This is a genomic window from Limnohabitans sp., from assembly GCF_040401495.1.
Taxonomy (GTDB): domain Bacteria; phylum Pseudomonadota; class Gammaproteobacteria; order Burkholderiales; family Burkholderiaceae_C; genus Limnohabitans.
In genome coordinates this window covers 84,029-96,192 of record NZ_JBBAOI010000004.1, presented here as the reverse complement: position 1 = coordinate 96,192, position 12,164 = coordinate 84,029, and the positions used below count along the sequence as shown (strand labels likewise).

Annotated in this window: 13 protein-coding genes; 10 read left to right on the top strand and 3 right to left on the bottom strand. The window is 49.4% G+C overall.

The window, feature by feature from the left end:
• Position 1: 1 nt before the first annotated feature.
• Complete coding sequence (uraH, locus tag AC9UEO_RS04545; protein ID WP_509530440.1) at positions 2 to 355, bottom strand: hydroxyisourate hydrolase; 354 nt, start codon at positions 353 to 355, stop codon at positions 2 to 4.
• A 59-nt stretch (positions 356 to 414) separates the two neighbouring features.
• Here uraH and uraD point away from each other — a divergent pair, with 59 nt between their 5' ends.
• The 7 genes from uraD (at position 415) to AC9UEO_RS04510 (ending at position 8,719) form a co-directional block, all read left to right on the top strand.
• On the top strand, positions 415 to 2,187 hold the full coding sequence (gene uraD, locus AC9UEO_RS04540; RefSeq protein ID WP_509530439.1) for a 2-oxo-4-hydroxy-4-carboxy-5-ureidoimidazoline decarboxylase: 1,773 nt from the start codon (positions 415 to 417) through the stop codon (positions 2,185 to 2,187).
• Between the two features lie 137 nt (positions 2,188 to 2,324).
• On the top strand, positions 2,325 to 2,870 hold the full coding sequence (locus AC9UEO_RS04535) for a hypothetical protein (protein ID WP_509530438.1): 546 nt from the start codon (positions 2,325 to 2,327) through the stop codon (positions 2,868 to 2,870).
• Positions 2,871 to 2,878: 8 nt separating this feature from the next.
• On the top strand, positions 2,879 to 4,546 hold the full coding sequence (locus tag AC9UEO_RS04530; protein ID WP_509530437.1) for an ion transporter: 1,668 nt from the start codon (positions 2,879 to 2,881) through the stop codon (positions 4,544 to 4,546).
• Between the two features lie 90 nt (positions 4,547 to 4,636).
• Positions 4,637 to 5,533 (top strand): ion transporter, encoded by an 897-nt coding sequence (locus AC9UEO_RS04525; RefSeq protein WP_509530436.1) that lies wholly within the window; start codon positions 4,637 to 4,639, stop codon positions 5,531 to 5,533.
• Positions 5,530 to 6,465, top strand: a complete 936-nt coding sequence (locus tag AC9UEO_RS04520; protein WP_509530434.1) for an ion transporter — start codon at positions 5,530 to 5,532, stop codon at positions 6,463 to 6,465. The genes AC9UEO_RS04525 and AC9UEO_RS04520 overlap by 4 nt, the downstream gene beginning before the upstream one ends.
• 33 nt (positions 6,466 to 6,498) lie before the next feature.
• On the top strand, positions 6,499 to 7,884 hold the full coding sequence (locus AC9UEO_RS04515) for a cyclic nucleotide-binding domain-containing protein (RefSeq protein WP_509530432.1): 1,386 nt from the start codon (positions 6,499 to 6,501) through the stop codon (positions 7,882 to 7,884).
• Positions 7,885 to 7,888: 4 nt separating this feature from the next.
• Positions 7,889 to 8,719: an urease accessory protein UreD gene (locus AC9UEO_RS04510; protein ID WP_509530430.1), complete on the top strand. Its 831-nt coding sequence runs from the start codon at positions 7,889 to 7,891 to the stop codon at positions 8,717 to 8,719.
• A 5-nt stretch (positions 8,720 to 8,724) separates the two neighbouring features.
• Here the strand turns inward: AC9UEO_RS04510 and AC9UEO_RS04505 are convergent, their stop codons facing one another.
• Positions 8,725 to 9,018, bottom strand: coding sequence for a hypothetical protein (locus tag AC9UEO_RS04505; protein WP_509530428.1), 294 nt, complete (start codon positions 9,016 to 9,018; stop codon positions 8,725 to 8,727).
• A gap of 9 nt (positions 9,019 to 9,027) precedes the next feature.
• Between AC9UEO_RS04505 and AC9UEO_RS04500 the strand changes: the two genes are divergently transcribed.
• The 3 genes from AC9UEO_RS04500 (at position 9,028) to AC9UEO_RS04490 (ending at position 11,503) form a co-directional block, all read left to right on the top strand.
• A complete protein-coding gene (locus AC9UEO_RS04500; protein WP_509530425.1) occupies positions 9,028 to 9,717 on the top strand; it encodes a CDP-diacylglycerol diphosphatase in 690 nt (229 codons plus the stop codon).
• A 200-nt stretch (positions 9,718 to 9,917) separates the two neighbouring features.
• Positions 9,918 to 11,015 carry a glycerophosphodiester phosphodiesterase family protein gene (locus AC9UEO_RS04495; protein ID WP_509530422.1) on the top strand — a complete coding sequence of 366 codons (1,098 nt, stop codon included), beginning with the start codon at positions 9,918 to 9,920 and terminating at the stop codon, positions 11,013 to 11,015.
• Positions 11,012 to 11,503, top strand: a complete 492-nt coding sequence (locus AC9UEO_RS04490; RefSeq protein ID WP_509530420.1) for a hypothetical protein — start codon at positions 11,012 to 11,014, stop codon at positions 11,501 to 11,503. Before AC9UEO_RS04495 ends, AC9UEO_RS04490 begins: the two co-directional genes overlap by 4 nt.
• On the opposite strand, the gene urtE is transcribed toward AC9UEO_RS04490, so the two are convergent.
• The gene (urtE, locus tag AC9UEO_RS04485) at positions 11,471 to 12,163 is read right to left on the bottom strand and encodes an urea ABC transporter ATP-binding subunit UrtE (protein WP_509530417.1); all 693 of its coding nucleotides are present in this window, start codon (positions 12,161 to 12,163) and stop codon (positions 11,471 to 11,473) included. The genes AC9UEO_RS04490 and urtE overlap by 33 nt on opposite strands.
• Between the last annotated feature and the right edge of the window lies 1 nt (position 12,164).

Genomic DNA, 12,164 nt, shown 5'->3' with positions numbered 1-12,164 from the left:
CTCAGGAGCCTCGGTAAGTGGAATAACTCCAAGGGCTGACCAACAGCGGCACATGGTAGTGCTGGGCTAGATCGGCAATGCCAAAGTCCAAGCTGACTTCATCCAAAAAAGCTGGCTCTGCAAGCGCTACACCGCGCAACACAAAATAGGCTTTCACCGCAAACACCAAGCGGTAAGTACCGACTTGCAAATTTGCGTTGTCCAACAGGGGCCCGCCTTCATGACGGCCATCGGCATTCAACTCAAAGCGCTTGATCAAACGGCTGCCTGCGCTATGTGTTGCATACAAAGCCACCGCCATGCCTGCAGCTGGGCAGCCGTGCATGGTGTCCAAAACATGTGTGCTCAATCCCATGGTTTATCGGCAAAGTTATAGTTGATTGATCCAGTGTAGTCGCCCCCAACATCCCACCCATGACCATCCACGCCGCCAAAGCCGCCATCGATCATCTGAATGCCGCCAGCCATGACCAGGCTTTGCTATGGCTGGACGGCATCTACGAACACTCGCCTTGGGTGGCAGAACAGGCTTTGCAGCTACGCCCCTTCAACAGCTTGGCGCATTTGAAGTGGGTCTTGGCGCAGGTGGTCAGCCATGCGCCTGCCGAGCAACAACTGGCCTTGCTGCGGGCCCACCCTGTGTTGGCCCCTAAGCCAACGCCTAACCTCACGTCGGACTCCCACCAAGAGCAGCAAAGCGCTGGTTTGTGGCAATGCACACCCGCACAAGCCATTCGGTTACAAGAACTTAACGCTGCCTACCAACAACATTTTGGCTGGCCCTTCATCGTGGCTGTTAAAGGTCCGCGCGGCAATGGCTTGGGGCCGCAAGCAATATTGGACGCATTAGAGCGTCGTTTACGCGCCTCCCCCGCCCATGAATTGCAAGAATGCCTTCGCCAAATCCACCGCATCGCCGAGCTGCGCCTGAACGATAGGTGCAAAGCTCAGCCCACATTGGGCGAAGAAGTATGGGACTGGCATGAATGGTTGGCCCAATTCAGTGATGAGGGATTTGTCGAGCGTGGCGAATTGAGTGTGAGCTACCTCACACCTGCACACCGCGCTTGCGCAAAGACATTGCAACTGGGCATGCAAGCCTGTGGGTTTGATGAAGTGGGCATTGACGCTGCGGGCAATGTGGTGGGGCGCTACCACCCCGCCGAACCAGACGGGCGCTATGTGCTGACTGGCAGCCATTACGACACGGTACGTAACGGCGGCAAGTACGACGGACGGCTGGGCATTTTTGTGCCCATGGCCTGTGTACGGGAGTTAGCCCGCGCTAGAAGGCGCTTGTCCGTTGGCATTGAAGTGGTGGCGTTTGCAGAGGAAGAAGGCGTTCGCTTCAAAGCCACGTTTTTGGCGTCAGCCGCACTGACAGGCCATTTTCAAAACGTATGGTTAGAGCAAACCGACAAAGATGGCATCAGCATGCGACAAGCCATGCAAAACGCTGGCTTGAACCCCAAAGATATCGCTGCGCTCAAGCGAGATGCGTCGCGCTATGTGGGTTTCATTGAGGTACATATCGAACAAGGCCCTGTGTTGCACAGCATCAACATGCCGCTGGGTATCGTCACCTCCATTAACGGCAGCCGACGGTATTTGGGCGAAATCTCCGGCACCGCCAGCCATGCGGGTACCACCCCCATGGGTCAGCGCCAAGATGCCGTAGCAGCCTTGGCCGAATGGTCGGTGTACCTTGAACAACGCGCAAACCTTGACGGCGACTCTGTCGCCACCATTGGCATGTTGAATGTGCCCAATGGCTCTGTCAATGTGGTGCCAGGGCGCTGCAGCTTTAGCCTAGATATGCGTGCTCCTACTGATGCGCAACGTGACGCACTGGCAGACGATGTTTTGCAATCCCTTGCAAATATTTGTCAAAGTCGGGGCCTTCGCTTTAGCCATGAAGAAACTGTCCGAGCAGCGGCCGCACCCAGCGATCCGCGCTTACAACAAGCTTGGGAGCGTGCAGTTTCTTCTTTGGGTATTCCCTTACACCACCTGCCAAGCGGTGCCGGACACGATGCCATGCAATTGCACCGCATCATGCCCCAAGCCATGCTGTTTGTGCGCGGCGAAAACCAAGGAATTAGCCATAACCCGCTTGAAAGCACCACGGCGGATGACATGCAATTGGCCATTGATGCCTTCCAATATGTTCTAAAACTTTTAAATTAAATTTAATTAAATTACCAAATATGACTGCAATTTCGAGTTTTTTAGATATTCAATAAATTTGTATTTTTTGCGAATATCATCCTCGGGCATCAGATGAGGGATTTATCCCGTCTTTTTCTTGAGAAAGTGAAATCGCTATGAACAGTACCTCAACGTCATCCAAGGTCGGCACCGGCCCGACCTTTTCCGACTGGATTTTCATTTTGATCGTTCTTGGGGTCTTGGTCTTGGTGGCCTATCTGGGCGAAATTGCCTTTGAGCATGCCCAGCAAACTGAGAAAAGCAAGCGAAATGGCGAAGCTTTAGTGGCTTGGTTAGGTAAAGCCAGTGCGGAACGCTTCAACCCCGACTACCCCGTCAAAGCCTGCGCAGGTGGCGCAGACGCCAAAACCAGTACCTGGGGACCATGTTTAGAACACCTCTTGGCCAATGACTTTAAAAACATGCAAAACCCTTTCAAGGGAAAAACACCCGAGTTCATTGAGCAATGCAACCCTGCCGACAAAAGCCTAACAGGTGAAATTGTGTTGTTAAAAGTAACGCCCACCCCACCAGGCTCAGCTGTTCCAACGATCAACTCCAAACTGGCAGCTGAAGACAGCATTGACCAAAAACTTCAATTGAGTATTGGTATCTGTGACAAAGGTTCCTACCTTGTCAAAGTTTCTGACGTTGAATTCTGAGGCTCACCATGACAACTGACACAAACACCAACAACACGCCCCCCCAACTCATTGACATTGACTCGCTCGACGCCAAGGCACTGTTAGGCCTCGAAGAGGCTGGCCCACCTATTTCTAAAGACCAGCCGTTTCGCAAATGGCTTTATGACTGGACCTTAAACCCCAATATCCCTGGTAACTTCCAGCCAGTCTTGGACAAGTGGATTGGCGTTTTGATTGTGGTCAATCTGTTTGCGTTGGTGCTAGAGCACGTGCCAGCCTTGTTTGACCCCTACAAGCAACTCTTTCATTACTTTGATATTTTTTCAGTCACTGTTTTTGTTTTGGAATATGCGCTGCGCTTTTACTTAGCACCTGAGGATGAAGAATTCCAAAAGAAAAACACACCAAGGGTGGCCTATGTTTTTAGCCCCTTTGCCATCATCGACTTTTTGGCTGTGGCACCTTTTTTCCTGCAAGCCTTTATCCCGATTGACTTGCGTGCCTTGCGTTTCTTGCGACTGTTGCGAATCCTCAAGTTGTTTCGCATTGTCATTCCGGCCATCAAAGAGTTTGCCGAACTCAACCGTGGCCGCACCTTCCGTCAAAAAATCCATGCCGTGGTGTTTGAGAGCGCCTATGGCGGCAAGTTACAAACCATCTTTGATACCTTCATTGGTATTTGGGTCATCATTTCTGTGCTTGCCGTGGTTTTGGAATCGATCCAAAGCGTCAGCTACCTCATCAACTTAGAGTTTGTCATTCTTGACACTGTGGCTGTAGGCATCTTCACCATTGAGTATCTGATGCGCCTTTACGCTTGTGTGGAGGAACCGCGTTATCGCCACGCATTTTTAGGTCGATTCAAACAAGCCCGCAACACAGCCACCATCATTGATTTGCTGGCCATCCTGCCCTTCTTTTTGGAAGTCTTGTTGGGCTCTGTTCTCGATTTGCGGTTCTTGCGAACCTTCCGTTTGGCACGTTTGCTCAAGCTCACCCGCTACAACGATTCCACCAAGATTTTGACCACGGTGATCGCCAGAGAATGGCCAGTCATCAGCGCATCCGCTTTCATCATGATCTTGATGGTGATCATGACCGCCAGCTTGGGCTATGTGTTTGAACACGAAGCCCAACCAGAGAAGTTTGACAACATACCTAACTCTGTCTATTGGGCCGTCATCACACTGGCTTCGGTAGGCTATGGCGATATCTCACCGATCACCCCTGTAGGGCGCTTCATGACCGTGGTCATGGCCTTGCTAGGTATCGGCATCTTTGCCATCCCTGCGGCTTTGCTGGCTTCAGCTTTCGGCGATCAGTTACAGAAAGAACGTGAATTGCTGAAAACCAATTTGCGCAACATGATGAAAGACGGTCATTTGGACGATTCTGAAATAGAAATGTTGCGAACAGAAGCCAAACGACTGCACATCACCATCGAAGAGCTCAACGCATTGCTAGAGCACGTCCACACGGAACGTGTCAATGCGCAGCACAAGTCTGTACTCCCCTTACATGTCATCGCTGAACGACCGGATCATGCTGTAGAGCATTTCAAAATGTTGCTCTCCCAAATCAATCAACTGGCCTTGATGGCAGATGGCGCCAAGTTTGAACAAGCCGCCAAAGCGTCGGACAGTCTCACGGCCAAGGAATTGGCCTTGTGGCAACAACTGCGAGCTCGCAGTTGATTTTTTAGAGCAAGTTTCTTCGACCGCTTAAGTTTGACGGTTATGTGTGGGGAACTTGCTCGCCCCTTTTCTCTTTTTTAGTATTGCGCAATGTTCGAGCAACAAAAAACCACCTTGATGGAGATTCTTGAAGGGTCTCCTAACCAATCGCTCTCTAGGTATGCAGAATGGTTGATCTCTGCTGTTGTCTTGGTGAATTGCTCTGCGGTGATTTTGGACTCGGTGCCTGAAGTACATGCGCAGTACAAAGATTTTTTTCACGAGCTGGAGTTTTGGAGCGTGATGTTTTTCACGGCCGAGTACCTGATGCGGGTTTGGTCTTTGGGGGCGAAATACGCAGACAGTTCATGGAAAGGTCGGCGCGAATACATGTTCAGCGCTTTTGGTTTGGTCGACTTCTTTGCCACCATGCCCTACTACTTGCATGTGTTTTTCCCATTGCTAGATTTACGCATATTGCGTGTTTTGCGTTTACTGCGAATTTTGAAGTTATCCAAATACAACTCCGCCCTGCAAGACTTGTTTTCTGCGGTGTACTCAGAGCGACGTGCGTTTGGGTCTGCGGCTTTTTTGCTGACCATCGCTACCATCGTGTCCGCTTCACTTATGCACTTTGCTGAAGGCCATGCGCAACCCGAGCAATTTGGCACTATTCCTCATGCTATTTACTGGTCTATTGTCACCATCACTTCTGGCTACGGCAATGTAGAACCTGTCACCAAAGGCGGTGAAGTGGTCGCTTTATTGACAGGTTTTTTGGGGGTTTGTATGGCGGCCATCATGACGGGTATCGTGGCCTCTGCATTTGCCAATCAACTTTCACGCAAAAAATCCGCCTACCAAGCCCAATTGCGGCAAGTGCTGGCCGATGATGTCGTGACCGATGCGGAGAAGGACGCTCTCAAGCGTTTGCAAATGCAGTTTCGCTTGAGTGACAAAGAAGTGCAGACCATGATGGAGCAGGCCAAAGCTGGGAAAAAACCATGAACAGCACGCTGGAGATATCAGCCTTTGGCCGCGCCAAACGCCGGGTGTTCAACATCCTTGAAGGTGATGTTGCCGATCCTGCCAGCCGTTTTTGTGAGATCTTTATTGCGCTCTTGGTGGTCTTGAATGTGTTGGCCATCATTTTGGAGTCTGTACCTGATATTCATGAAGCCGCTGGTGCGTACTTTCACGTTTTCGACCTTTTCAGCGTGGGCGTCTTCTCCATCGAGTATGTGTTGAGGGTGTGGTCTTACAGCGAAAAATACACCGAGCCAGGCGACAGCCCTTGGAAGGGACGCAAAGAATACATCTTCAGCTTCTTTGGCTTGGTAGATTTTTTCAGCACCGTGCCGTTTTACCTTCAACTGCTGATGCCTGGCACCGATTTACGTGTGCTGCGAATGTTCCGTTTGCTGCGTATTTTCAAACTGTCGCGCTATAACAGCGCCATGGACGATATGTTTGAAGCCATCAAATCGGAGAAAGATTCTTTTTCCTCAGCGCTGTTTTTGTTGTTCATCAGTGGGCTGTTGTTCTCCTCATTGATTTACATCATTGAGGGCCACGATCAGCCAGACGTATTTCCCTCTATTCCTGCAGCGATGCACTGGTTTATCTTGACCATTATTTCTGGTTGGGGCAATGTGGACCCCGTTACCTTCCCTGGCGTGGTGCTGGTGATCATCACGCAGATATTGGCCATTGCTTTAGCGGCTATCCTGACCGGTGTGGTGTCCACCGCTTACACCACCCAAGTAGCTCGCCGAGAGGCTTTGTACGAAATGGAAATTCGTGAGGTGTTGGCCGATGGCGTTGTTACAGAAGAAGAAGCCATCAAACTCAAACATATGCAGGCCAAGTACGGCATGTCAGACGAGCAAGTAGAAGCGATCGCAGCACAAGTTCGTGCTGAAAAGGATTTACCCGAGTAAGCTAGCACGATATATCCTCAACCGGAGACGATGATGCAAGACATGGGAACCACCTTGGTAATTTGGGCAGCCATTTTGGGTGCGATTGCAGCGGGTTCTATGGTGCTTGGCGCCATTGTCGGCATCACCACGCCGATGTCGAACTCCTCAGTAGGCGCCATGTGCGGCTTTGGCGCTGGCGCTTTGATATCGGCTTTGGCACTTGAACTGGTGTCGCCAACCGTTGAAGCCTTATCACATGCAGATTTAGCTGATCGAGCCGAGGCAATCCACCATTTCGTCACCCTCTTGCTGGCCATGGTAGGAGGTGGACTGATCTTCATCGTCCTAGACCAATTGCTCAGTGCGCATGGCGGCTATTTGCGCAAAGGGGCTTACGTCATCGCCCAACATGCTCGTAATAAATCCAAACGTCAAGCAGACTTAATGCAGTCGATTGGCAACTCTTCTTTTTTCACCAGCATGTCAGCTGAGATGATGCATGATTTGGTGAAACTTCTTCATCCTAAATTTTTAGTGCAAGATGAAGCTTTGTTTTCTGCGGGCGCCCTCTCCTCGGAGTTGTACATTGTTCGCTCAGGCTCCATTACCTTGACGCATTCCGATGGCAGCAGTCATACCGCTGAGAGGGGTGACTTATTGGGTGAAGTGTCTTTCTTGGCCCACCAAGCACACAGCACCACAGCAGTGTCAGAACATGGTCCAGCCGAATTGCTGGTATTGCATAAATCGCAATACGACATCTTTGCCCGTTCGCACCCAGAGTTTGCTACCTCGGTGCGTGAATTGGCAGCTCAACGTATTTTGGAAAACAAACGCCATATCGACCAAGCTGCTGTGGCCAAACAAGCTTGGGCCAATTTGGCGATTGATGCCATTCGCTCTGGCGGCAGTGAAGTCCCCACAGCCACTGACTTGAACAATATGAAAGAAGAGCACAACAATGCAGGCATGGCCATTTGGCTGGGAAATTTATTGGACGTGATACCTGAAAGCTTTGTGATTGGCACCGTCATGCTGTCTATCGTTGCAGCCAAAACCGCCACCGGCATGACCTTGGGTTTTTGGGATGTCATGCCCTTAACTTTAGTTGGCGCTTTGTTTTTATCTAACTTCCCTGAAGCCTTGTCTGCCAGCGTGAACATGAAGCAACAAGGTTTCTCCACCAGCAAAATTATTTTTCTATGGTCAGTGCTTACTGTGATTTGCGCTCTGGGTGCTGCATTTGGGGCCTATGTGGGTGAGTCCATTCCTCACTCGACCATGATCGTGGTCGAAGGCATCGCAGCTGGCGCTATGTTGACCATGATTGGCTCTGCCATGCTGCCAGAGGCGGCGCATTTATCGACGCCCAATATGGCTGGTTTTTCTACCTTGGTGGGGTTTGTGTCCGCGGTAGGATTCAAGCTTTTTGAATAAAGCCATGGGCTGGCAAGCCAAACTTAGCATTGATTACAGCGTCGAAGATGGTCATTGTGTGGCACGCCATGTCCACGATGGCCCTCTTCGCATCTTGAAGAGCCTTTACCCCGAGGGGGGAAGGGTATGTCACAACATCTTGGTTCACCCGCCCAGTGGCTTGGTGGGCGGTGACAGCCTAGATATCAAGCTCCAGCTTCATGACCATGCCCATGCCTTGCTCACCACCCCTGGGGCAACGCGGTTTTACCATTCAGATGGCTTGACCGCTTCGCAACACGTCCACGCTACTTTAGGCTGTGGCGCTCGACTGGAATGGTTACCACTTGAAGCATTGGCTTACAGCGGTTGTTATGCCAGTAACCAAGTGAAATTCAATTTAGCGGCTGAAAGTCAACTCATGGCATGGGATGTCACAGCCTTGGGTTTGCCGCACGCCAACCAAGCTTTTGAACTGGGTCAATTTCAGCAACACTTAGAAATTGAAGGTGTATGGCTAGAGCGTGGTTTGATGGACGCAAGCGACAAGCGCTTGTTGCATAGCCCCTTAGGATTGAATGGACACAGCTGCCAAGGCACTTTGGTTTTTGCACAAGGCAACCCAATCTCAGATGACCTTTTACAACAGGTCATTGCGCTTGCCCGAAACCTATGCGAACAACATCCTTTGGCGTTACAAGCTGGAGTGACCTCACCAGACCCTAGGCTGGTGGTTGTGCGGGTACTGTCCGCACAAGTCGAGCATGCCATGGACTTGCTTCGTCGTATTTGGTTGGTGTGGCGCTCTGAACTTTGGTCACTCCCTAGTGTTGCCCCGCGTATTTGGGCTATGTAAGCAAGTTATTTAAAAGCAAACAAGTACTTTGCGCCAGTAGGTCCTGCTTGTAATTCAAAGCGTGTCACCTTATCGATGAAAAACAATTCACCCATCAAATAGTTGGTAGTTTCGCCTTTAGATTTAAGAGCCAAGTCACCTTCTAATACAAGCCCCAAAACCTCTTGCCGGTTTGTAAATTCAGGTACATTGCGCAGTGGCTCTAATTCAGCCAAAACAGGTGAAATAAATCCCAGTTCGGTGAGATGTTGTTTGAACTGTCCAATCCGCTGACCCAAAACAATTGTGTTCGATTCCATAGATACATCATGATGCAGAAATATGTTCGCTTGATGACAATTCACCAAATATGGGTGGCGTGTATTTTTCTATTCCCATGGGGTGGCCTTTATGCCACGCCAAACAGCGACATACTGCTAGACATCGTGAAGCATTGTATTGACCCGAAGGTCGAGAACTATTGCGCCCAATGTCGAGCACCAATAGCAAAAGCGGCGTGCTCTACAGAGACCTCTTGTAGAAAAACCACAGAGCTTTGGTCTGTCAACGCTGAATACGTCGCCATACGCGATATCAAGATGTGCGGTTGCCCTGCATCTTTTGTCCATGGACTGGTTTTGCCTTTGCAAGTCATCACAGGTGTTGAAGACCCCTTGCGTCCCCCAGGCATATGGCAGTACGCATGGGATGTCGCTACAAAACGAATTGAATCCGATTCCATCGCCTTGGTCGTCAACCCTCAGAATTTCAGGTCACAAAATCAGCTCCATGTCCACATGCTTCGTTTAAAGCCTCAAGCACGTGAACAGTTCAGGAACATGGCGACAGGCAAGACTGCAGACTTGTCGCAAGTCTGGAATATTGCCTCCGTATTGGCCAGTCATCAAAATATGCCCGACTATGGTGTGCTTGTAAGTGCTGAGGAAAGTGGCGGCTTTAAGGTGGTTGTGACCGCCTACAGTCCGGAAGATTTATTTACCCAATATGTTTGCCGATGAGCCACAGGGTGTCATCAAATTTTCATGCGGCATTTTTAAGATGATAGAACTTCTTCTTCACTTGCACACTCATGTTCAAGCAATTTGCAAAAATTCTACTGACTGCTTTTTTATTTAACGCGTGTGGCGTAATTGCCCAACATAATGCCTCCCTTCAGAATATTCAACTAGGACCAAGGCCGTTTTTTCTGGTTTCGCAAATGAACGATTCGCCATTGAAGCGAAAAATGCAAAGTTGCACCAACGGGCCGTTTAAGAAATCGAATTTTTCCATTGGCCACCGTGGTGCTGCCTTGATGTTTCCTGAACACACGGTTGAGTCCTATGAAGCAGCAGCTCGCATGGGCGCAGGCGTGATGGAGTGTGATGTCACGTTTACCAAAGACAAAGAATTGGTCTGCAGACATGCGCAAAATGATTTGCACACAACAACCAATATTTTGCTCACCCCTTTAGCCTCCAAATGCACCAAACCTTTCAGTGCCTTTGACCCAAATACCAACACACCAGCATCTGCAGAATGCAGAGCCAGCGACATCACTTTGGCCGAATTCAAAACACTGCGCGGAAAAATGGATGGCTTCAACCCCAAAGCTCTGACAGCACAAGAATTTGTGGCTGGCACACCCGCTTGGCGAACGGATTTGTATTCAGGACCTAGCAGCGGTACGCTGATGAGCCACAAGGAAAGCATTGCGCTGTTCAAGCGCTTGCGGGTCAAGATGACACCGGAGTTGAAAGAAGCCGCGGTCGCTATGCCTTTCGAGGGCTTTACGCAGCAGCAATATGCTCAAAAGATGATTGACGAATACAAACAAGCAGGCGTCAAACCTGACCAAGTTTTTCCTCAATCGTTCAATGAGAAGGATATTTTGTATTGGGTTCAAAACGAACCAAAGTTTGCCCAACAAGCTGTTTTCCTAGATGCGGCTGAAACTGTCAAAGACTTACCCTCCTTGGAGATGCTCAATGACTACAAAAGAAAAGGCGTCAAGATTGTGGCGCCTCCTATCTTTGCTTTGTTAACACTAGAAGATGGAAAGCTTGTCCCCTCTGCCTATGCCAAAAATGTCAAAACAGCTGGCCTAGACATCATTACTTGGTCTTTGGAACGCTCGGGTGTCATGGCATTGGAAAAAGGTGGTTGGTATTACCAATCGGTCACCGATAGCATTCACCATGAAGGCGACATCCTTGAAGCTTTGCATATTTTGAACAAAGATGTGGGTATACGTGGCATTTTTTCAGACTGGCCAGCAACAGTCACTTTTTATGCAAACTGCATGGGGCTCAAGTGAAAAATTTATCAAAGTGGTTCTCTAAATTCATCTTATTTTTTATATCTCTGTTGATACCTGTTTCCCCTGTTCTCATGTTCTTTCTGTTTTGGAAGAAAAAATTTATTCTTGAGTACAGCAACAATGTGAAGAAAATGCGGATCCACTTAAAGGCGATATCGCAAGGGCCTGTATTGCATTTTTTAGAAGATGTTTTTTTGCAGAATAAAAATATTCCTGTTCAGATACAAGGCTCTTGCGTTCAATGTGGCAATTGCTGCTTAGAGAAAAAGTGTTTCTTCCTAGAGCCTTTAGGCGAAGACAAATTTCAGTGCGGCATTTACGATTCAATGTGGCGGCGATTTTCCAACTGTAATTCCTATCCACTGCACGCTGAGGATATACAGCGCTACAACTGCCCCAGCTTTTCTGTTGTCCCTGTACGCGTGAGAATCCACGCTGAAGCGGGTGAAAAATTAAATGGAAACCAACTGACGAATCCCCTTTGATTGCATCTCGCTACCTAGGCCTTGAGAGACTATTTCACCGCGCTCCATGACCAAATAATGATCAGCCAATTCCTCAGCAAAATCGTAGTACTGCTCGCACAACAAAATAGCCATGTCGCCTCGCTTGGCCAGTTGTTGGATGACACGCCCAATGTCTTTGATGATGCTGGGTTGTATGCCCTCTGTAGGCTCATCTAGTACTAATAATTTAGGTGACCCAGCCAAAGCCCGCGCAATAGCTAATTGTTGTTGCTGACCGCCAGACAAATCGCCGCCACGGCGATGTCTCATCTGATCCAGAACAGGGAACATTTCAAACAATTCACAGGGGATAGCCGCCCCTGCTTTTTGCGTGGCCAAGCCCATGCGCAAATTGTCTTCCACCGTTAAACGGTTGAAAATTTCACGCCCTTGCGGCACATATCCGATGCCAGCACGTGCTCGTTCATAAGGTGTGGCCTTGGTAATCAATTGCCCATTAAACGTGATGCTCCCCTCTCGCAATGGCACCAAGCCCATCAAGGCTTTGAGTAAAGTGGTTTTCCCCACGCCATTGCGCCCAAGCAATACAGTCACCTGTCCTGCATGGGTCTGCAAGCTAACATCCCGCAAGATATGAGAGCCGCCATAGTACTGATGAATATTTTGTACATGCAACATG